The sequence below is a fragment of the Bradyrhizobium sp. WSM1253 genome (assembly GCF_000244935.1).
Taxonomy (GTDB): Bacteria; Pseudomonadota; Alphaproteobacteria; order Rhizobiales; family Xanthobacteraceae; genus Bradyrhizobium; species Bradyrhizobium canariense.
This window is the reverse complement of record NZ_JH600073.1, coordinates 7276702-7295208: the sequence shown is the minus strand read 5'-3', so window position 1 is coordinate 7295208 and position 18507 is coordinate 7276702. Positions and strand designations below refer to the sequence as shown.

At 64.4% G+C, this 18507-nt stretch carries 21 protein-coding genes; 9 read left to right on the top strand and 12 right to left on the bottom strand.

The genetic code is table 11. The features are described from left to right. Positions 1 to 99: 99 nt before the first annotated feature. The 7 genes from BRA1253DRAFT_RS35145 to fliL all read right to left on the bottom strand — a co-directional run bounded on the left by BRA1253DRAFT_RS35145 (position 100) and on the right by fliL (position 7573). Complete coding sequence (locus BRA1253DRAFT_RS35145; RefSeq protein ID WP_007602141.1) at positions 100 to 381, bottom strand: helix-turn-helix domain-containing protein; 282 nt, start codon at positions 379 to 381, stop codon at positions 100 to 102. Continuing rightward, a complete protein-coding gene (locus BRA1253DRAFT_RS46380) occupies positions 357 to 557 on the bottom strand; it encodes a type II toxin-antitoxin system RelE/ParE family toxin (protein ID WP_311985937.1) in 201 nt (66 codons plus the stop codon). Before BRA1253DRAFT_RS46380 ends, BRA1253DRAFT_RS35145 begins: the two co-directional genes overlap by 25 nt. 230 nt (positions 558 to 787) lie before the next feature. Beyond that, entirely contained in the window at positions 788 to 4576 is a 3789-nt protein-coding gene (locus BRA1253DRAFT_RS35140; protein WP_007602140.1) for a hypothetical protein, read from the bottom strand. Between the two features lie 63 nt (positions 4577 to 4639). Next, positions 4640 to 5398, bottom strand: a complete 759-nt coding sequence (locus tag BRA1253DRAFT_RS35135; RefSeq protein WP_007602139.1) for a MotE family protein — start codon at positions 5396 to 5398, stop codon at positions 4640 to 4642. 9 nt (positions 5399 to 5407) lie between these two features. Continuing rightward, positions 5408 to 5854, bottom strand: coding sequence for a DUF6468 domain-containing protein (locus BRA1253DRAFT_RS35130; RefSeq protein ID WP_007602137.1), 447 nt, complete (start codon positions 5852 to 5854; stop codon positions 5408 to 5410). Next, positions 5851 to 7053: a flagellar motor switch protein FliM gene (gene fliM / locus BRA1253DRAFT_RS35125; protein ID WP_007602134.1), complete on the bottom strand. Its 1203-nt coding sequence runs from the start codon at positions 7051 to 7053 to the stop codon at positions 5851 to 5853. The genes BRA1253DRAFT_RS35130 and fliM overlap by 4 nt, the downstream gene beginning before the upstream one ends. Positions 7054 to 7072: 19 nt before the next feature. Beyond that, complete coding sequence (gene fliL, locus BRA1253DRAFT_RS35120; RefSeq protein WP_007602133.1) at positions 7073 to 7573, bottom strand: flagellar basal body-associated protein FliL; 501 nt, start codon at positions 7571 to 7573, stop codon at positions 7073 to 7075. A 379-nt stretch (positions 7574 to 7952) separates the two neighbouring features. Here fliL and flgF point away from each other — a divergent pair, with 379 nt between their 5' ends. The 4 genes from flgF to flgH are packed head-to-tail and all read left to right on the top strand — an operon-like array spanning position 7953 to position 11440. After that, positions 7953 to 8714, top strand: a complete 762-nt coding sequence (gene flgF / locus BRA1253DRAFT_RS35115; protein WP_007602132.1) for a flagellar basal-body rod protein FlgF — start codon at positions 7953 to 7955, stop codon at positions 8712 to 8714. 16 nt (positions 8715 to 8730) lie between these two features. Then, positions 8731 to 9519 (top strand): flagellar basal-body rod protein FlgG, encoded by a 789-nt coding sequence (gene flgG, locus BRA1253DRAFT_RS35110; protein ID WP_007602131.1) that lies wholly within the window; start codon positions 8731 to 8733, stop codon positions 9517 to 9519. Between the two features lie 10 nt (positions 9520 to 9529). After that, a complete protein-coding gene (gene flgA / locus BRA1253DRAFT_RS35105) occupies positions 9530 to 10669 on the top strand; it encodes a flagellar basal body P-ring formation chaperone FlgA (RefSeq protein ID WP_007602130.1) in 1140 nt (379 codons plus the stop codon). A 3-nt stretch (positions 10670 to 10672) separates the two neighbouring features. After that, positions 10673 to 11440: a flagellar basal body L-ring protein FlgH gene (flgH, locus tag BRA1253DRAFT_RS35100; RefSeq protein WP_007602129.1), complete on the top strand. Its 768-nt coding sequence runs from the start codon at positions 10673 to 10675 to the stop codon at positions 11438 to 11440. Positions 11441 to 11739: 299 nt separating this feature from the next. On the opposite strand, the gene BRA1253DRAFT_RS35095 is transcribed toward flgH, so the two are convergent. The 3 genes from BRA1253DRAFT_RS35095 to BRA1253DRAFT_RS35085 all read right to left on the bottom strand — a co-directional run bounded on the left by BRA1253DRAFT_RS35095 (position 11740) and on the right by BRA1253DRAFT_RS35085 (position 14234). Continuing rightward, a complete protein-coding gene (locus BRA1253DRAFT_RS35095; RefSeq protein WP_007602125.1) occupies positions 11740 to 12519 on the bottom strand; it encodes a 2-keto-4-pentenoate hydratase in 780 nt (259 codons plus the stop codon). 521 nt (positions 12520 to 13040) lie between these two features. Beyond that, entirely contained in the window at positions 13041 to 13406 is a 366-nt protein-coding gene (dksA, locus tag BRA1253DRAFT_RS35090; protein ID WP_008554760.1) for an RNA polymerase-binding protein DksA, read from the bottom strand. A 216-nt stretch (positions 13407 to 13622) separates the two neighbouring features. Next, positions 13623 to 14234 (bottom strand): NAD(P)-dependent oxidoreductase, encoded by a 612-nt coding sequence (locus BRA1253DRAFT_RS35085; protein ID WP_007602123.1) that lies wholly within the window; start codon positions 14232 to 14234, stop codon positions 13623 to 13625. Positions 14235 to 14383: 149 nt separating this feature from the next. Between BRA1253DRAFT_RS35085 and BRA1253DRAFT_RS35080 the strand changes: the two genes are divergently transcribed. Further along, positions 14384 to 14755 carry a helix-turn-helix domain-containing protein gene (locus BRA1253DRAFT_RS35080; RefSeq protein ID WP_007602122.1) on the top strand — a complete coding sequence of 124 codons (372 nt, stop codon included), beginning with the start codon at positions 14384 to 14386 and terminating at the stop codon, positions 14753 to 14755. A 4-nt stretch (positions 14756 to 14759) separates the two neighbouring features. Here BRA1253DRAFT_RS35080 and BRA1253DRAFT_RS35075 read toward each other — a convergent pair whose 3' ends face one another. Beyond that, complete coding sequence (locus BRA1253DRAFT_RS35075; protein ID WP_007602121.1) at positions 14760 to 15173, bottom strand: flagellar assembly protein FliX; 414 nt, start codon at positions 15171 to 15173, stop codon at positions 14760 to 14762. Positions 15174 to 15443: 270 nt separating this feature from the next. Here BRA1253DRAFT_RS35075 and BRA1253DRAFT_RS35070 point away from each other — a divergent pair, with 270 nt between their 5' ends. The 4 genes from BRA1253DRAFT_RS35070 to BRA1253DRAFT_RS35055 all read left to right on the top strand — a co-directional run bounded on the left by BRA1253DRAFT_RS35070 (position 15444) and on the right by BRA1253DRAFT_RS35055 (position 17961). Continuing rightward, positions 15444 to 16568, top strand: a complete 1125-nt coding sequence (locus tag BRA1253DRAFT_RS35070; protein WP_007602120.1) for a flagellar basal body P-ring protein FlgI — start codon at positions 15444 to 15446, stop codon at positions 16566 to 16568. Continuing rightward, positions 16568 to 16933, top strand: a complete 366-nt coding sequence (gene flgJ, locus BRA1253DRAFT_RS35065; RefSeq protein ID WP_007602116.1) for a flagellar assembly peptidoglycan hydrolase FlgJ — start codon at positions 16568 to 16570, stop codon at positions 16931 to 16933. Before BRA1253DRAFT_RS35070 ends, flgJ begins: the two co-directional genes overlap by 1 nt. An 11-nt stretch (positions 16934 to 16944) precedes the next feature. Then, a complete protein-coding gene (locus BRA1253DRAFT_RS35060) occupies positions 16945 to 17442 on the top strand; it encodes a hypothetical protein (RefSeq protein WP_007602115.1) in 498 nt (165 codons plus the stop codon). Between the two features lie 159 nt (positions 17443 to 17601). Further along, positions 17602 to 17961 carry a hypothetical protein gene (locus BRA1253DRAFT_RS35055; protein WP_007602114.1) on the top strand — a complete coding sequence of 120 codons (360 nt, stop codon included), beginning with the start codon at positions 17602 to 17604 and terminating at the stop codon, positions 17959 to 17961. Positions 17962 to 18103: 142 nt separating this feature from the next. Here BRA1253DRAFT_RS35055 and flaF read toward each other — a convergent pair whose 3' ends face one another. Further along, positions 18104 to 18472, bottom strand: coding sequence for a flagellar biosynthesis regulator FlaF (flaF, locus tag BRA1253DRAFT_RS35050; RefSeq protein ID WP_007602113.1), 369 nt, complete (start codon positions 18470 to 18472; stop codon positions 18104 to 18106). Positions 18473 to 18507 lie beyond the last annotated feature (35 nt).

Genomic DNA, 18507 nt, shown 5'->3' with positions numbered 1-18507 from the left:
CGCGATACGGCAGCGCCCGCCCTCCCCCTACACGTCGTGCTGCTTGCTGAACTGATCGCCAATCAGCACCAGCATGCGGTGAGGTCGCATTGACCTGCATCACGCTGCCGAAAGCCTCACATGCATCTTGCTGCCTGTCGCCTCCGCGAAGCGCAGAAGCGTTTTGGTGCTGGGCAGGGTCTGGCCATTTTCGAGCCGGGCAATCGTAGATTGACTGGTGCCCATCCGAGCCGCGAGTTCCGCTTGCGAAAGACCAGCACGCAAGCGGGCCCTGAGCAGTTCGGCAGCGATCTCGAACTCGGGCGCCAGCGCGTCATACTCCGCCTTCACCTTCGGGTTGGCGAGCAGACGCGCCTTCAGCTTCTCAAAAGCGATCGACATGAGACGTCCTTTGCTCTTCGCAGCTCGATCTCGGAACGCGGCGTCTTCTGTGTCTTTTTCACAAACGCGCGCACAACGATCACTCTGCGTCCGATCGCAGTAACGTATAATGCGCGGGCAATTCCATAGCGACCGGCCAAGCGCAGTTCCCAGAGCTTCCCCTCTAGATGTTTCACGTGTGGCTCGCTAAGGCTCTCCAGCCTGCTGAAGCGATGCGCTCTGCGAGCCGCAGAAAACGTGCCTGCATATCGGCCGGCAGAGCCGCAATCTCTGCGGCGGCGGCCTCATCGAGAATTTCAACCCGCCAGGACACGGATCGACATTATCTCATTTTTGAGATTTTGAAAAGCGCAAAGAACCGACGCCGTGGCGGATCCGCTGTGCTGCTGGCTAACGATCTTGCAAACTACCGCGTCATCTTGATCTGCCGCACGACGGGAATCGTGGGCAACGAGCCGGTGTGGTCGGACTCGTCCTTGGCCTGCGGAGAGGCCGGCGCGCGGGCGGTGGCGTCGGGGAAGCGCTGCTTCATCTCGCGCAGGAAGCCGTCGAGCGTGTCGACACTGGCAGCCAGCTTCGCGATATCGGCAAACTCTGCGCTGGAGGCGCCGGTCGGTTTGCTCGCGATGTCGAAGGCGAGCCGATCGGCGCTCTCGCTCATCAGCGGCGCATATTTCTCGCGGAAGCGCGACATGCCGATCGAGTCGTCGGCGAGCGCATAACCGACAGCCGCGCGGATGATGTCGCTTTTCTCCACACTGTTGAGCGGCTTGAAGTCACGGAAGCGCTCGCCGTAATAAAGCTCGATCTGCTCGGCGGATTCACGCCAGCGCCGCGCCGCCCAGAAGATGTCCGAGCGCAGCCGCAGCACCTCGCGTCCTGTAACGTTGGAGACGATGTCGAGCGCGAGATCGTGGCGGCCGACGTCGCTCTGCGCACGCGCCTCCAGCAGCAGCCGTTGCTGCCTGAGCTCGCCCGAGAGGTCGCTGATACGGCTCGCGCGCAACGCCGTGATCGCCATGTCGGGTCTGCGGTTGGCGAGATAGATCATGGAAAGGCGCGCGGCGACTTGCGCACGCGCCGCGCCTTCGAGGCGGTGGTCGACCTGGTATTGCAGGAGCTCGGCGGCCTGGTCGAGCAGATCGATCGAGGCGAGCCGGTCCGAGAGGCGCCGGATCAGTTCGTCGCCGCGACGGCCGATCGGCGTCAGCTCGCGGAACTCGTAGAACATCCCCAGCGCTTCGATCGGCGGCAGCTCGTCGCCCTTGGGTCCCAGGAAGATCTGCGTGAACAGGTCGGAGGCGAGGTCCTGCGCCTGGCGCGAGGCTTCCGCGTTCGGCTGCAGCTTTGTCGCGGTACGCGCCGCGGTGAGCGCATCCCGGTAGCGCCCGTTCTCGGCAAACATCTGGGACAACATCTGGAGCGTCTTGACCTCGATCGAGTCGCCGCGCCAGGTCATCGCGAGCGTTTCGAGCTCGCGCAGCGCGTCTTCCTTGCCGATCTCGTCGCGCTTCTGCCGCAGCGCGACTTCGAGCTGCTTGGCCTCGGCCGCGGCCGGCCGGTCGGACGAGCCGACCGCGAATTTGTAGTCGTCGAGCGCGTCCTTGTCGTGGCCGAGCGCTTCGGCGAGCCGGCCGCGCAGCACCGCGAAGCCGGGCGCTGCCTCGGGCGAGACGCCGACCACCTCGAGCTCGCTGCGGCGCTTGGAGGCACCGGCATAATCCTTCACCTCGAGCGAAGCGCGCATCGCCTCCATCGTTACGATGCGCTGGATGTCGAGCGGCAGCGAGGCGATGGCGAATTCGACGTTCTTGAACTTCTCGCGCGCGTCCGCCCATTTGCCCTGGCGCGCATAGGCGAGCGCCTTCCAAAGCTGAGAATCGTGACTGTTGCCGATCACGGGGTTGGCGAGGTCCTTCAGGCCCTGTGCCGGCCGGCCGATCAGGATGCTCGCGATCGCATGCATGATCAGCGCACCGCTCTCCTCCTTGTTGAGGGGATCGGCCAGCATCAATTCGGTGACGGCCTTGGCTTCGTGATACATCGCGCGCGACATGTAGAATTGCGCGAGGTCGAGCCGCGGCAGCGAACGCATCGCCGGCTCGACGTTGGAGATCGCCGTGATCAGCTCGTTCTGGCGCGCTATGAAGTTCTCCGACTGGCCCTTGCGCCAGGCTTCGGGGCTGAAGACCGGCCGCACTGCGGTCGGCGCGCGCTCGGCCGAGATGTCGACCGGCGACAGCGTCAGCCCGCCCTTCTTGCCGAGGATGACCTTGTCGGCTCCCACCTCGACGCCGACCTCGTCGGAATTCGGCCGGATCGCGATGCCATGTGCGGACTCCAGCAGCGCGAGGTCAACGAGGTCCTGTCGCTTGATGAAGCCGCGCACCGGCCGCTGCGCGGTGACGACATAGAGCGTGTCGCCGGCATCGGGATCGGTAAGCTTGTGCAGGAGGCCCGGATTGGCAAAAGGAATCGCGATGTTGGCGAGCGCCGGATCGGTAATGTTGCGCGAGATCATTAGCGGCAGCGGCGTCGCCTGGATTTTGTCGGCGAGGGTCAAGAGCCAGTTGGTCTGCTTGCCGACCTCCTCGCTCGTCAGCGAATAGACCAGGGGCCGGGTGAGACGGATGCGCACCGCCTGTCCCTTCTCGAGCGGGACGCGGCCGACCTCGCCGATCATCGCACCGCCCTTGGTGCGGATCGCCTCGACGTCGATCGGCTTCGCCGTATCGAACACCAGCCAGACGGTGTCGCCGCGGCGAAACGCTGCCGCAGGCGTTGCGACCTGAAGCGGGAAGGTCACCCGCAGGCCGTCGCTGTCGCGGCGCACATCGACGCTGGCACCAGTCGGCTGCGGCGCGGCGGGCGCTTCTGCCGACGCAGCCTTGGCGGCTTCCTTGACCGGCTCCTTGACGGGCTCCTTGACGGGCTCCCTGGCAGCTTCCTTCACGACCTCTTGAGGCGCTTCGGCCATGACCGGCTTGGCAGGGGCGACCGCAGTTTCCGCAGCAGGGGGCGCAGGCTTCGACATTTCTTTGGGCGCTTGTGCAACTTCGGCCGCAGGAGCCGGCACCGATTTCGGCGCTTCAGCGGGCGACATGGCGGCGGGCGCTTCCGCCTTCACCTCGGGCTTGACGTCGATCCTGGCTTCGCGCGCGATCGCCTCGGAGGTCGGCGGCGCGATCTCGCGCTGCGCGTCCTTCGGCTTCTCGGCCGCCGGTTTTTCGGGCCCAGGCGCCGGTCCATGAGCGGCGGGCTTGGCCTGCGCGATCGCAGCCTCGGCCGAATTGGCCATCTTGCTCTTGTCAGGCTGGAAGGAGATGTCGACGACGTAGTTCTTCTCGTCGCGGAACGAATGCACGTCGGAATCGCCGATCAGCGCGATCTCGACACTGGTCTGGTCGATGTCGGCCTTCTGCTTGATCGAGGCGACGTTCGGCGGCGCCGCGACGACCGCGTCCGCGAGATCGAAATTCAGGTTGGCGTTGAAGGCGAGCGTGAGCTTCTGCTCGTTGAGCACGGAGGATACGCCGACGCCGTCCGGCATCTCGAACACGAAGCGGACGAAGGTCGGCTGCACCGAGGCGCGCACGCGGATCTGCGGACGCTTCTTGCTCTCCGCCGCGGCGCGTTGGGCGCGCAGCGCCCGTTCGGCAACGCGCGCGCGTTCGGCGAGCTCCTTGACCACGTCCATCGGCAGGCTCGGCGGTGGCCCCTTCCACCCCTCCGGCAAGAGGTCGATGAAGGTTCGTTCGCCGGCATTCATGGTGTTGACGGTAACGCGCCGCGCCAGCGACAGGCGGATGGCGCCGCCATCGGGATCGCGGCGGGCGGAGTTGACGTAGTCGGGCGCGCCTTCCGGGATGCGGTCGACGGGCACGTCGACCGCCCGGTCGAAGCGGATGACGAGAATGGAGCCGGCCGTCGTCACCTCGGAGGGGACGTCCTCCCCGAGCTTGATCACGAGACGGGCAAAGCCGCCGCTGGCCGAGAAAGTCGCCTCGCCCCTGACAGCATCGGCCGCCCGGACAGGCGCCGTGAAGCCGATCAGCAGGCTGGCTGCCAGCAGCGGCGCCGCGCGGACATGACGCGACAGCCTCCGCGCCAGGGCGCGGGCTCGCGACACAAATCCAGCGGCAGCCTCTCGCGCCATTGGCGGCATTTCTTCCGGTTCGACGGTCCACGCCGGCATTGGTGCCGGCCCCTGCCCCAGACTGTAGATTTTGGCAATTAAGGACTTCTTAAGTATGAGCCCTCAATTCGGCTTTTGCGTCGGCTTGCCGTCGATCTTGGGCAGCTCGCCGGCCGAAGCGGACTGATCGCCGCCGCCATTGGCCCGGCGGGCCATCTCGACCGTCAGCCGCTCGGCGGCCTCCGGGGACATCAATCCCATGATGTCCGACATTTTTCGCGGCGCGATCTGCGAGGCGATCTCGATCAGCACGCCCATCTCGAGCCGGTCAAAGACCCGCGCGGCGTCCTTGGGCTTCATGCCCTCATACATGGTCACGAGGCCCTTCATGCGCTGGGCTTCGGCGGCCTTCTGCTCGGCCTGTGTCGCGGAGATACGGGTTTCTACCGCCTTCATCTCCTCGACCTTGTTTTCGATGCGCTTCTCGGCGGATTTCAACAGGCTCTCGCGGATGTCGATCTCGCGCTGGCGGGCCTCGATCTCCTGGCGGCGCGACTGCAAGCGTTCCAGGATCGCGCGCTCCGAGGCGGAGATCTGCGACTGGGCTTCCTCCTTGACGGCGGCGCCTTCGGACTTGGTGTCGGGTGCGGCCGGCTTCGGCGCCTCCTTCGGCGCGCCATGGGTCGAGCCGGTGATATCGGGATCCTCGCGGCTGGCCGGGAAGTTCAGATTCTCCTGCGCCCAGGATTTTTTGACCTGGTTCGGCTTGTAGTCGAAGACATAGCCGCCATTGATCACAAGACCCGTGACCTTCAGCGTGGCGAGGCCAGCAACGGCAACCAGCACGATCGGAATGACGCGGATGTTGCGAAAAGACTTCATACCCTGACTTTATGCGGCAAGACCGTTGGATCGTCGGCGCTCGGAGAAGGCTTCGGCCGCAGCCGCCACCGCCTTCGCCGACGAGGGCTTGGCTGCGGGCGCGGCGACCATTTCCGCGTTCGTCACGGGGCGCGCGGCGATTGCGATCTTGGACAGGCGCCGCACCACGTTGTCGGCTTCGCCGAGCTGCTTGTAGAGCTGCTCGGACATCTGGGTCGCCGCAGCGAGCTGGCTGCCGAGGTTCTCGTTGACGTCGCGCACGGCGAGCTTCAGCCCGCCGATCGCGCGCTCGGCGATCTCGGTTGCGGTGATCAGCTCCCCGATGACCGCCTTCAGCGAATGCTCGTCCGCCTTCAGCCGCGTCAGCCGCTTGTTGAGCGTGACGCAGTAGACGATGGTCAGCATCAGCAGGATAGCCACCAGCGTCTCGATCGCCATTCCTAGGGAGTGGTTCATGGGGCCTCCATCATCTTGTTCTGCTCGTCGACCTTTTCGAACATCGCAAGTGTCGTACTTGGCTTGCGCAAGGGTTTCGTCACCCGTATCGCGACGCGATCGCCGACCCGGCCCATGCGTCCTTCGGTGATGGTGACGTCGCCGCAGCGAACGGTGACGTTGGCATCCGCGCGCATGTCCAGCGGCAGCGTGTCGCCGACCTTCAGCCGCATCAACTGCTTGAGCGGAATGTCGGCTTCGTAGAGCACGGCGTCGACGGAGATCTCAGCCTGGACGATCTCGGTGGCGAAATGGCCTTCCCAGATCTGGTCGCGGCCGAACTTTTCGCCCATGAACATCTGGAGCAGGACGCCCCGGATCGGCTCGATGGTCGCGTAAGGCAGCAACAGCTCGATGTTGCCGCCGCGATCTTCCATGTCGATGCGCAGGCGCACCAGGATCGCGGCGTTGGCAGGACGGCTGATCGCGGCGAAACGCGGGTTGGTCTCGAGCCGGTCGATGGTGAAGGTCACCGGCGACAGCGGCCGGAACGCCTGTTCGGCATCGGTCATGACGACTTCGACCAGCCGCTTGACCAACTCCGTCTCGATCGTGGTGTAGGGCCGGCCCTCGATGCGCAGCTGGCTCGAGCCGCGGCGGCCGCCGAGCAGCACGTCGATCATCGAGTAGATCAGGCTGGAATCGACCACGGCCATGCCGAAATTGTCCCACTCTTCGGCCTTGAAGACGGTGAGGACGGCGGGCAGCGGAATCGAATTCATGTAGTCGCCGAAGCGCACCGAGGTGATGCGGTCGAGCGAGACTTCGACGTTGTCGGAGGTGAAATTGCGTAACGAGGTCGTCAGCAACCGCACCAGGCGGTCGAAGACGATTTCGAGCATCGGCAGACGCTCGTAGGAGACCATCGCCGAATCGATGATGGCGCGAATGCCGGAATGGTCGTCGAGCGTGACGTCGCCGACCGCGAAGCCGAGGAGGTTGTCGATCTCCTCCTGCGACAGCACCCGTTCGCCGGAATTCTTGCCGGCGCCGAGATCGCGGCTGCCATCCTCGACCATGGCCGCCCATTGCAGGGCCATGGTCTCGGACAGTTCGTTTTCGGCAGCAGCCTTCGCGGCCTCGGCGGGATCCTCGGAATCGAGCGAGGCCTCCCATTGGGCGGCAATTGCATCCTGGTCTGGTTGGTCGGTGCCTGCCATGATCCCTAGCCCGTCATGCTCACTGGATCACGACTTCCTTGAACAGCACCGCGCTGACCTGGACCGGAGCGACCGCCGCGTTGACGCGCTTGGTCAACTCTTCCTTGAGGCGGAAGATGCCGGCGGAACCGTTGAGGTCAGAGGAGCGCAGCTCGCGCGCATAGGTCTGGAAGATGTCGGTGATGCGCGGCATCGTCGGCTTGATCGCCTCGACCTGCTTCTCTTCCTTCAGCTCCAGCACGATCTTGAGCTTCAGATATTGCACGCGCTCGCCCGGTGCGCCGGCGAGGTTGACCATGATGTCGGGAACCTCAACAAAAGCCGGCGGCTTCGGCGGAGGCGCCGCCTCGGCGTGATGCTCGTCGTCGCCGTGACGGAAAAAGAAGAACCAGGTCGCGGCGCCGCCGCCGAGAACGGCGAGCAGGCCCACCACCATGATCATCAGCTTGAACTTGTTCTTGGGCGGAGCGGCTTCCGCGCCCTCAGCGGCTCCGCCGCCTTCCGCTTCATTCTCTGCCATGATCGCCGCGCTCGCTCATCTCTCAAATGGGTCGAAAGAGCGAAGCTCCTGGCAGACAGTGACGCGATACAAATGCCCCAGCGCAGTGCTCCTCTTACGCGCAAACGCTACGGTAATAATGGTTAACGGAACCTTTCGATTGGGCCTTCACTAGGAAAAATCTGCCGGGCAAACATGGCTAACAGACCCTTTCTGCCGCCTCCCCGCGCCCTCGAAAAACAGACAAGAGACTGAAACAACACAATTTTCCAGCTTGGCACGAGTTTCGCTGAGAAAGGATCGAGACCCAGGGTTTGGGAGAACCCGAGGTCTCGTTCACGGGATCGGCCAAGACGCTTGGGAGAGCGAGCTGGCAGATCTCACTCAGGGGAGATTTCCGATGCAGAACGCGCTTCTGATCGGCTTGTCGCGACAGATGACGTTGGAACGGCAGATGGATGTCATCGCCAACAACGTCGCCAACGCCAACACCAACGGCTTCAAGGCCGACCATTCGCTGTTCGAGGAGTACCTCAACTCGAACGCGCGTGAGGACAATTTCGTCGCCTCCGACCGCCGGGTCTCCTATGTGCAGGACCGCGGCACCTTCCGCGACGTCGGCCAGGGGCCGATGGAGCCGACCAAGAATCCGCTCGACATGGCGATCAGCGGCAACGCCTATTTCGCGGTTCAGGCCAATGGCGCCGAGCGCTACACCCGCGACGGCAAATTCTCGCTCAACAACACCGGCCAGCTCGTCACCTCCGACGGCAACCTCGTGCTGGGCACCAGCGGCCCGATCACCTTCCAGCCGACCGACCACGACATCAACGTCGCGCCGGACGGCACCGTCACGGTGCTCGAGGGCACGGCCAAGAACGACTCGATCCGCGGCAAGATCCGCATGGCCTCGTTCGACGATCCGGCCAAGCTGACCAAGCTCGGCGCCAACCTTTACAACATCGGCTCCGCGGCTCCGCAGGCCGACACCAAGTCGACCGTGCAGCAGGGCTACGTCGAGAAGTCGAACGTGAACTCGGTCGGTGAGATGAGCCGCATGGTCGAAGTCATGCGCAGCTACACCGCCATCGCCAACCTGCTCCAGCAGCAGAGTGACATGCACAAGTCGGCGATCGAGAAGCTCGCCGACGTTCCGGCCTGATTGAGGGAGAACTGACATGCAGGCGCTTCACACCGCAGCAACCGGAATGGCGGCACAGGAACTCAACGTTCAGGTGATCTCCAACAACATCGCGAACCTGCGCACCACCGGCTTCAAGAAGCAGACCGCGGCGTTCCAGGACCTGATCTACGAACACGTCCGCCGCGTCGGCGCCCAATCGTCCGACCAGGGCACCATCCTGCCGGTCGGCGTCGACATCGGCGGCGGCGTCAAGACCGTCGGCACGCCGCGCAGCATGACCCAGGGCACGCTGTCGCAGACCGGCAACGACCTCGACATGGCCATCACGGGCGAAGGCTTCTTCAAGATCCTGATGCCCGACGGCAGCTACCAGTACACCCGCGACGGCACCTTCCAGATGGACAATCAGGGGCGCATCGTCACCGCGCAGGGCAACCCGGTACAACCGACGATCACGATCCCGAACAACGCTTCGGGCCTCACCATCAACGTGCAGGGCCAGGTCTCCGTGACGCTGCCAGGTTCCTCGACCTCGGCCGTCCAGGGCCAGATCGGCCTGACCCGATTCATCAACAAGGCGGGCCTCCAGCCGGTCGGCAACAATCAGTTCACCGAGACGCCCTCCTCCGGCCCGCCGCAGGACGGTACCGCGAGCTCCGAAGGTTTCGGCAACATCACGCAGAGCAGCCTCGAGCAAGCCAATGTCGACGTCGTCTCGGAGATGAGCGACCTGATCGCCGCCCAGCGCGCCTACGAGATGAACGCCAAGGTGATCAGCGCCGCCGACCAGATGATGCAGTCGACCACGGCGTTGTTCCGCTGAGGTGATGACGATGATCCGCACCACCCTCGCCACGATCTCCGCTCTCCTCGTGCTGGCGCTGCCCGCACGGGCCGCCGACGATTTCATCGCGACGCCGACGCTGCGCGCGAGCATCACCGTGACCTCGGACGTGGTGCGGGTCGGCGATCTCATCGACAATGCCGGCTCGGCCGCGCTGATCCCGGTCTACCGCTCGCCCGATCTCGGCACCACTGGTGCGCTGCCGGTCGCCCAGGTGCTGGCGGTGTTGCGCGCAAAGCAGGTGATCGGCGTGATGACCGGCGACATCAAGGAGGTCCAGGTCACCCGTCTCGCCCGCACGCTCGTGAACAAGGACCTCGAAACCGCGGTCGCCTCAGCGCTCGAGCGCCGCTTTGGACTTGGCGATGCTGCCAACATCACCGTCACGTTCGACCGCGGCATTGCCGACATGCGGTTGGATGCCTCCAATACCGGCGTGCTGCAGCCGGTGGCAACCCGCTACGACGCCCGCAGCGGGCGTTTCGACATCGCCTTCGAGATCAACAACGACAACAATCCGGCACCGACCAAGCTGCGTTTCACCGGCACCGCGATCGAGACGGTGGAAGTGGCCGTGCTGACGCGCGATATCGATCGCGTCGATCTCCTGAAGGCGTCCGACGTCGCCATGGAGCGCCGGCCGAAGGCCGAGGTCACCGGTGAGGCCGCCTCGCGCGATCGCACGCTCGGCATGCAACTCCGCCGGCCGATGCGGGCGGGCACTCCCATCCGCGTCGCCGACATCGTCAAGCCCGACTTCGTGCAGCGCGACCAGAACGTCACCGTCATCTACCAGGTCCCCGGAATCTACCTCACCACGCGCGGCAAGGCGATCGAGAGCGGCGCCGAGGGCGACACCATCAGCGTGCTCAATCTGCAGACCAAGCGCACGCTGAGCGGCGTCGTCACCGGCCGCGGCCAGGTGACAGTCCAGGGCGCCAGCCAGGCCGCGCCAATGCCGGCCGCGGTCGAGCAGACCTCCTCGCTCAAGCGCGACGAGGCGCCCGCCCCCGTCGATACCGCAGCCCTCGTCCGGAACCTGGTCCAGACCCCGGCATCCCCGGCCCAGATCGCACAAGCCCAGATCCCGCAAGTTCGCGTCTCGCAAGCTCCAGCCAAGTCAGAGTAAGTCATGTCCACGTTCAGTTCGGCTTTTCCTCTTCGTCGCATCGCGATCTCCGCCCTGCTGCTGGCGACTTGCGCGTTGGCGAGCGGCTGCTCCTCGATCGACCGTTTGTCGCAGATCGGCGAGCAGCCGAAATTGTCGGCGATCGACAATCCGACGACGCAGCCCGGCTACAAGCCGGTGCAGATGCCGATGCCGAAGCCGGAAGTCGCCTCCTACAATCCGAACTCGCTGTGGCGCAACGGCAGCCGTGCCTTCTTCAAGGACCAGCGCGCCCATCAGGTCGGCGATCTCCTGACGGTGGCCGTGAACATCACCGACAAGGCAAATATCGAAAATGACACCCAGCGCAGCCGCACCAACAAGGAAGATTCCGGAATCACCGACTTCATCGGCGCCAAGACATTGGGCGCCCAAGCGCAGAAGGTGTTGCCCGGCCGCATCCTCACCGCCGACTCGACCGCGTCCAGCGAGGGCAAAGGAAGCGTGGACCGCAAGGAAGCGTTGCAGACCAACGTCGCGGCCGTCGTCACCCAGGTCCTGCCCAACGGCAACCTCGTGGTCGAAGGCAAGCAGGAGATCCGCGTCAACTACGAAATCCGCGAGCTCATCGTCGCCGGCATCGTCCGTCCCGAAGACATCCAGAGCGACAACACGATCGATTCCACCAAGATCGCGCAGGCCCGCATCGCCTACGGCGGCCGCGGCCAGATCATGGACGTGCAGCAACCGCGCTACGGCCAGCAAGTCATGGACGTGCTGCTACCCTTCTAGCTTCTCCCGAGCTCCCACATCGTGTTCGCGAACCTAGGCGCGGACGACGATGTACGACGCGGCCCTCGCTAGCTCCCCTGGCGAGGGCCGCATGTATTTTGGCGATGGTGCGGCTGCGTACAGCGCGTCGGGCACGCGCGATTGCAGCGACGCCGCTCCCCCTGTCCGCCCTCTCAACTGTCATCGCCCGCGAAGGCGGGCGATCCAGTATTTCGAGACGTCGGTGATGAACCGAGAAGCCGCGGCGTACTGGATTCCCCGCCTTCGCGGGGAATGACGACGCAGTGCCCGCGGCGCCCTCACGTAAACTCCGCCTCCACCACACCCAGCCCGTCCAGTTCCATCCGCACCTTGTCGCCGGCTTTCAGCCACAGCGTCTTGACCAGGCTCCCCGTCAGCACGAGCTGTCCCGCGTGCAGACCCTTGCCCTCGGCGGCGAGATGGTTGGCGAGCCAGGCGAGTGCGTTGTGGGGATGGCCGAGCACGTCGGCGCCGGTGCCGTGGCTGACCTCTTCGCCGTTGACGATGGCGCGGCCTTTGACGGCCTTCAGGTCCGGCACCGACGAGCGCGGCACGACCTCACCCAGCACGCAGCCGGCGGCGAAGAAATCGTCGGCGATCAGCGTCGGCGCCCCCATCGTTTCCCACTTCACGTAGCGGTCGTCGACGATCTCGATCGCGGGATGATAGGCCTCGACGGCTTCGCCGACCCATTCGGCCGTGAACGGCGCCTCGCCGGCGGCGAGATTGCGCTTCAGCCGCACCGCGATCTCGCATTCGACGCCGACGCGGACATAGTCGGCAGCCGCGAGCTGCACGCCGCTGTCGTGCACGCCCTTCTGGAACACGCCGCCGCCGCATGGGTGTGGAATGCCGATGTAATCCTGCATCACCTGGCTGGTGCAGCCGATCTTGTAGCCGACCAGCGGGCCGACATGCGGCAGCAGCAGATCGTGCAGCGCGCGCTGGACCTGATAGCCCTCGGCTTCATCGGCGGGAGGAACTTCGAGCACTGCGAGGGGTGCATGGTTGCGGCGCGCCAGCGCGATCGCCTTTGCGGCTGCGAGAATTGTGTCCATCGGCGCCGGCTCCTACACACCACAATCGAGGGCGGTACTTCAGCATCCCCGCCGGGGCGTGACAAGCGCAGGGGGCCGTGCGGCCGCACGTCACTGCCAGCCCGAGCTGGAATAAGCTGCGGACGCTGATCGGCCACATCATGGCAAGCCGCACGGGCTGCGCCGGCGTTTAAGGAAATATTGAGCTGGTCCGGGCTTTATGGGGATGCACGCCTTGCAGCGTCGCATCAGGCCTGATTGCAGCAATGCGTGAAGCTGCTGGATCAGCGCCTCAGCATTCGGGTCGATATCCTTGATGCGACTCGCAAAACCTCCCGCACCTGAAGTGAAGGCTGTTTCTCATCCGAACTCACGTGAGCTCGGAGGAGTTGAGTCTAGCCCATTGATCGCGATTCACTTTTCGCGATTGCGCTCGCGCGCCGAAGGGCGCGGTTGCAAGCGACAGGCAAAATGCTGATCACGGCGCGAAAAGGCGCGCCTTGCGTTCAAAAACAAAGAGCCGCATCGCTGCGGCTCGGAATCTATTCGTCGCGATAGACCTTCTCGCGTTTCTCGTGGCGCTCCTGCGCCTCCACCGAGAGCGTCGCGATGGGACGGGCCTCGAGCCGCTTCAACGAGATCGGCTCGCCGGTGTCCTCGCAATAGCCGTAGGTGTTGTCCTCGATACGCTGGAGCGCGGCGTCGATCTTGGCGATCAACTTGCGCTGGCGGTCGCGGGCACGGAGTTCGATGGCGCGGTCGGTTTCGGACGATGCCCGATCGGCGAGATCGGGGTGGTTCACGTTCTCCTCCTGCAGGGCTTGCAGGGTGAGCTTGGACTCTTTGAGGATCTCATCCTTCCAGGCGAGGAGCTTCAATCGGAAGTACTCCTTCTGCCTGTCGTTCATGAAAGGCTCTTTTTCGGTCGGTCGGTAGTTTTTCAACTTTTCCAAGGGCGGCCTATCTGTCTAAGCAACGACTCGTACGCGGAACGGGGTCCGCTGAGCGGGGCGTTATATAGCGGCCTCCTGTGACAGACAATGTTTCCCTGATCGCCCGACCGGCGCCCCCAAGCCCTTGCACAGGAAAGGTTTATCCTGAAGGGCCCGGGAGCAGCCGACAGCCTAGTAGCCGACCGTGAAACGCTGCCTTTCATGGGCCGGCCGCTCGATCTCGTCGGCGAGCGCGATGGCGTAATCCGCGAAGGTGATCCAGCTCTTCCCGTTCGCATCTGCGAGAAGCTGATCGGTCCCAAGCCGGAACTTGCCGGTGCGCTCCCCCTCGATGAACAGGGCCGACGGCGAGATGAAGGTCCAGTTCAGCTCCTTTTCCCGCCGTAGCAGGTCGAGAAAGGCCGAACCCGCCTCCGCCTCGGCCTTGTACTGAGCCGGAAAGCCGGGAGTTGTCACCAGTTTGACGCCCGGAGCGACCTCCAGGCTGCCGGCTCCGCCGACGACGAGGTAACGACCGACCTTGGAGTCCTTGGCCGCACCGATCAGCTTGAGCGCGTCACTGGCCAGGAAGTGCACGGAACTCACGGCGACGTCGTGCCCGGCCCACAGCTTGGCAAGGCCTGGGTGGTCGAGCACGTCCCCCTTGGTGGGGGTGACGTTCGGCAGGGCGGCGATCTGCTCAGGGTTGCGGGCGATGGCCGTAACCGTGTGGCCGCGGCGGGACAGTTCCTTGGTGATCTCCGACCCGGCCCGGCCCGAGGCGCCGGCAACTGCGATTTTCATGGAAGGCTCCTTTGCTTCTGTGGTAACTACAGGTAACTAGATATCGCAAAGAGTGTTGGTGTTAAGAGAGCACTTTGTGCTTACCTGATTACGCAGGAGTAACCGGCGGCGGCCGGCAAATGAGCGGAATGGATCGTGAGGACCCGACGATGAAGCCAGACGTCTATGCAGCGAACTGCCCCACGCGACAGATCCTCGACCGCGTCGGTGATAAATGGGCGGTGCTGATCCTGCTGCTGCTGCGCGAGGAGCCGATGCGCTTCAATCAGTTGCGCCGGACGATTGAAGGCATTTCGCAGAAGATGCTGAGCCAGGTTCTCAAGTCGCTCGAGCGCGATGGATTGCTCAAGCGTCACGCCATCGCAACCGTGCCGGTAACCGTGGAATACTCGATCACGCAACTCGGCGTGACGCTCGCCGCAGCCGTCGATCCGCTGCGCGATTGGGCCGAACAGAATCTGAAAGACGTGCTGGCCGCCCAGCGCCGCTACGATTCGCAGTTGAAGGATGAAGCGGCGTAAGACGCTACGCCTGCCCGGCCTTGGCGAGCTCGACCTCGACGCGCAGCTCGATCTCGGACAGCACCGAATCCAGGCCGGGATCGCCGGAGGACGATTTCAGGTTCGCCGCAGCGTCACGCAGCCGCATCACGGTCGAGGCGTCGAGCTTGCCGGAGAGAAGTCCCATCTTGAGATCGTCGAGCACGTCGAGCGCGGTCTTTCCACGCACGACCGAGCGCTTGCGACGCTCGACCGGATCCTCCTCGATGCCTTGCAGCGCCAGCAGCCCGTCGATGTTGGCGGCGGCCTTCGGCGCCGCGGCGCCCCGCGTCTCCGGCGCCGACGAGGTGTCGGGCAACACGAAGGTGCCGGAGCTCGTCCGCCTGGCCTGGCTGGCCGGCGTTCCAAGCGTGGTGCCGTTCGGTCCGTAGATGCGCATCGGAAGCAATCCGGGTGATCGATGTGCCACATTCGCCGTTTTATGGTTAACGGCCCGTAAACAGCCCGGCAAAATCTGCCGACAGGCGGCAGTTTCGCTCCTCAGAGACAACACAGGCTGAGGTCGCTCGAAACAGATTTATTCAACCTATTCAGCTACCTACCCCCGCTGCCCCGACTTGGCACAGCGCTCGCAAGGACAGCGTCGGACCAGCTCGTCATGGGAGTGTCGCGATGGTTCTTTGATTTGAGGAGCCTCGGGGAGCAGAGGATGCCAAGCGTTCGTTGGGTGAGACTTGTGGGAGTGGCCTGCGCCGCGCTGTCAGCGCTGGTGCTCTCGGTCAATTCTGCAAGCGCGACATCGCGCATCAAGGATCTCGCCAACATCGAAGGCGTGCGGCAGAACCAGCTCATCGGCTATGGCCTCGTCGTCGGCCTCAACGGCACCGGCGACACCCTCAACAACATCCCCTTCACCAAGCAGTCGCTGCAAGCGATGCTCGAGCGCATGGGCGTCAACATCCGCGGCGCCACCATCCGCACCGGCAACGTCGCCGCCGTGATGGTGACAGGCAATCTGCCGGCCTTCGCCACCCAGGGCACGCGCATGGACGTCACCGTCTCCGCGCTCGGCGACGCCAAGAATCTCCAGGGCGGCACCCTGCTCGTCACCCCACTCCTCGGTGCCGACGGCAACGTCTATTCGGTCGCACAGGGCTCGCTCGCGATATCCGGCTTCCAGGCCGAGGGTGAGGCGGCGAAAATCGTGCGTGGCGTGCCGACCGTCGGACGCATCGTCAACGGTGCCATCATCGAGCGGGAGATCGAGTTCGCGCTCAATCGCCTGCCGAACGTCCGTCTTGCGCTGCGCAATGCCGACTTCACCACGGCCAAGCGGATCGCCGCCGCGATCAACGACTATCTCGGCGTCAAGACCGCCGAGCCGATCGACCCATCGACCGTGCAGCTTGCGATCCCACCGGAGTTCAAGGGCAACGTCGTCGCCTTTCTCACCGAGATCGAGCAGCTCCAGGTCGATCCGGATCTCGCCGCCAAGATCATCATCGACGAACGCAGCGGCATCATCGTGATGGGCCGCGACGTCCGCGTCGCCACCGTTGCGGTCGCACAGGGCAACCTCACCGTCACGATCTCCGAGAGCCCGCAGGTCAGCCAGCCCAACCCGCTGTCGCGGGGGCGGACCGTGGTCGCGCCGCGCAGCAGCGTCAGCGTCACCGAGGACGGCAAGAAGTTCGCCGTCGTCAAGGACGGCGTCTCGCTTCAGCAGCTCGTCGACGGCCTCAACGGCCTCGGCATCGGCCCGCGCGATCTCATCAGCATCCTGCAGGCGATCAAGGCCGCCGGTGCGATCGAAGCCGACATCGAGGTGATGTGATGCAGGCCGGCATGGTCAACACCGCACGCGTCGCCAGCTCCGCCTTCTCGGTGGAGAGCCGCAACGGCCGCCCGGACTTCGATCTCGCCGCGGCACTGCAGAAGGTCTCGCCGAAGCAGCAGGTCAAGGCGCAGAAGATCGCCACCGACTTCGAGGCGATGTTCCTCAACAGCATGTTCTCGCAGATGACCTCGGGTCTGAAGGGCGAAGGCCCGTTCGGCGACACCCCTGGCACCGGCGTGTGGCGCTCAATGCTGACCGAGCAATATTCCAAGAACTTCGCCAACGCCGGCGGCGTCGGCATCGCCACCGACGTCTATCGCACCCTGATCATGCAGCAGGCAAAAACGATCCGCACGGCATAAGGTCAAACGAGATGAACCACTTCAACGCCTCGCGTCAGCCGGTGCAAGCGCAGCGCCCGAACACCGCATCCGGCAGCGCCGAGGCGCGCAAGATCGCCGAGCAGTTGATGGATGCGATGAGTGCCCTGCTCGGCCTGATCGAGCGCGAGACCGAGCTGGTACGTGCCGGCCAAGTCCGCGAGGCGATGACCCTCGAGAGCAAGAAGCAGGAACTGTCGCGAAACTATGTCGGCGCCGTCACCCAGTTGAAGGCGAACCAGGCCCAGCTCGCCAAATCCGCGCCCGAGCTGCTCTCGACGCTGCATCGGCACCATGATGCATTCCGCGCGATGCTCCAGGTCAACCTCACCGTGCTCGCAACCGCTCACGCGGTGTCGGAGAGCGTCGTGCGCGGCGTCAACGCCGAGATCCAGAAGCGCAACGTGCCGAACACCTACACGGCCGCGGGACGCCGCGCCACGCCGGGCCCGCGCCACATCACGCCGCTCGCGGTCAGCCGCTCGCTCTGAGCGCGCGCAATAACAAATGACAATTTTACGAAAAACCGCGGGGCAACATCGTCGCGCGGTTAGGCACGTTTCCTTACCGGATGTTCAATCCCGGTGTTCCATGGTTGCGTATTGAGAGGGGTTGGGATTTGACTCACGTGAGGCAACCAGGAGGCTGCCATGAGTACAGATTTCAGCATCAGGCCGGTGGGGATACCGGTTGCCGTGCAGATCGTAACGACGTCGAATGCGGCGGCGAACGAGGCCGTGCAAACCGATCTGCCCGTGAGCCAGACAGTGGCCGCTGGCGATGCGAGCGCGCCTGCACGCAATGATTTGCGAAGCAACGAGAACATCTCACGCCAGGTCGTGTTCGACCAGGCGGCGGCGTCGTTCGTCTTCCAGGTCGTCAACGACAGGACCGACGCGGTGGTGAACCAGTTCCCCGACGAAGCAATGCTGCGCCGGCGGGCCTATTTCCATGCGCAGGATTTGAAATCCGAGCCCTCGCGTCCGGCCAGCACGGACCGCAGCGCCTGACCATCAGGCGTCGAGCCTCGCAACGGCAACATCGAGATCGCTCGAACCGGTCGGTGGACCGGTGACGACGTTGTTGATCTGCGCCTTGCCGCTATCCATCAGCATGAACTTAGTATTGCCGAGGCTAAACGACCGTCCTTGATCACGGACGGCCGGACAGACCAGCGGCGATATTGCGGTTGATCTCGATCAGAGGACGGAAGTGATCGAACTGCGGGCTCATCTGCAGCGCGGCGGTCTGGCTCAGCACGAACACGCTGATGTTGGCGATCTTCTGCCGGACCTCGATCGGCTGCGGATTGTTCTCGCGCATGGCCTCGCCCAGAAAGATCGTCCAGAGCTTGCGATTGAACATCAGGGCCTGCGTGGTCTGCTCGCTGAACGGCTCGGCGCTGTTGATCGCATCCTGAAGCTTGTTCGCGGCCTTGAGCAGGGTCTGCGCTTCGATGTCGCGAGGAGATGCGGTGGTCGTTGCAACACGCGCGTAGGCCGAGGCAGCGGAATTCGACATCAATCACACCCTGGAGGTTACCTAGCCCGTTGAAC

What these genes read in the sequence shown, in the direction of transcription:
- BRA1253DRAFT_RS35145 (WP_007602141.1), bottom strand. Translation starts at nt 381, where the DNA reads ATGTCGATCGCTTTTGAGAAGCTGAAGGCGCGTCTGCTCGCCAACCCG.
- BRA1253DRAFT_RS35140 (WP_007602140.1), bottom strand. Translation starts at nt 4,576, where the DNA reads ATGCCGGCGTGGACCGTCGAACCGGAAGAAATGCCGCCAATGGCGCGA.
- BRA1253DRAFT_RS35135 (WP_007602139.1), bottom strand. Translation starts at nt 5,398, where the DNA reads ATGAAGTCTTTTCGCAACATCCGCGTCATTCCGATCGTGCTGGTTGCC.
- BRA1253DRAFT_RS35130 (WP_007602137.1), bottom strand. Translation starts at nt 5,854, where the DNA reads ATGAACCACTCCCTAGGAATGGCGATCGAGACGCTGGTGGCTATCCTG.
- fliM (WP_007602134.1), bottom strand. Translation starts at nt 7,053, where the DNA reads ATGGCAGGCACCGACCAACCAGACCAGGATGCAATTGCCGCCCAATGG.
- fliL (WP_007602133.1), bottom strand. Translation starts at nt 7,573, where the DNA reads ATGGCAGAGAATGAAGCGGAAGGCGGCGGAGCCGCTGAGGGCGCGGAA.
- flgF (WP_007602132.1), top strand. Translation starts at nt 7,953, where the DNA reads ATGCAGAACGCGCTTCTGATCGGCTTGTCGCGACAGATGACGTTGGAA.
- flgG (WP_007602131.1), top strand. Translation starts at nt 8,731, where the DNA reads ATGCAGGCGCTTCACACCGCAGCAACCGGAATGGCGGCACAGGAACTC.
- flgA (WP_007602130.1), top strand. Translation starts at nt 9,530, where the DNA reads ATGATCCGCACCACCCTCGCCACGATCTCCGCTCTCCTCGTGCTGGCG.
- flgH (WP_007602129.1), top strand. Translation starts at nt 10,673, where the DNA reads ATGTCCACGTTCAGTTCGGCTTTTCCTCTTCGTCGCATCGCGATCTCC.
- BRA1253DRAFT_RS35095 (WP_007602125.1), bottom strand. Translation starts at nt 12,519, where the DNA reads ATGGACACAATTCTCGCAGCCGCAAAGGCGATCGCGCTGGCGCGCCGC.
- dksA (WP_008554760.1), bottom strand. Translation starts at nt 13,406, where the DNA reads ATGAACGACAGGCAGAAGGAGTACTTCCGATTGAAGCTCCTCGCCTGG.
- BRA1253DRAFT_RS35085 (WP_007602123.1), bottom strand. Translation starts at nt 14,234, where the DNA reads ATGAAAATCGCAGTTGCCGGCGCCTCGGGCCGGGCCGGGTCGGAGATC.
- BRA1253DRAFT_RS35080 (WP_007602122.1), top strand. Translation starts at nt 14,384, where the DNA reads ATGAAGCCAGACGTCTATGCAGCGAACTGCCCCACGCGACAGATCCTC.
- BRA1253DRAFT_RS35075 (WP_007602121.1), bottom strand. Translation starts at nt 15,173, where the DNA reads ATGCGCATCTACGGACCGAACGGCACCACGCTTGGAACGCCGGCCAGC.
- BRA1253DRAFT_RS35070 (WP_007602120.1), top strand. Translation starts at nt 15,444, where the DNA reads ATGCCAAGCGTTCGTTGGGTGAGACTTGTGGGAGTGGCCTGCGCCGCG.
- flgJ (WP_007602116.1), top strand. Translation starts at nt 16,568, where the DNA reads ATGCAGGCCGGCATGGTCAACACCGCACGCGTCGCCAGCTCCGCCTTC.
- BRA1253DRAFT_RS35060 (WP_007602115.1), top strand. Translation starts at nt 16,945, where the DNA reads ATGAACCACTTCAACGCCTCGCGTCAGCCGGTGCAAGCGCAGCGCCCG.
- BRA1253DRAFT_RS35055 (WP_007602114.1), top strand. Translation starts at nt 17,602, where the DNA reads ATGAGTACAGATTTCAGCATCAGGCCGGTGGGGATACCGGTTGCCGTG.
- flaF (WP_007602113.1), bottom strand. Translation starts at nt 18,472, where the DNA reads ATGTCGAATTCCGCTGCCTCGGCCTACGCGCGTGTTGCAACGACCACC.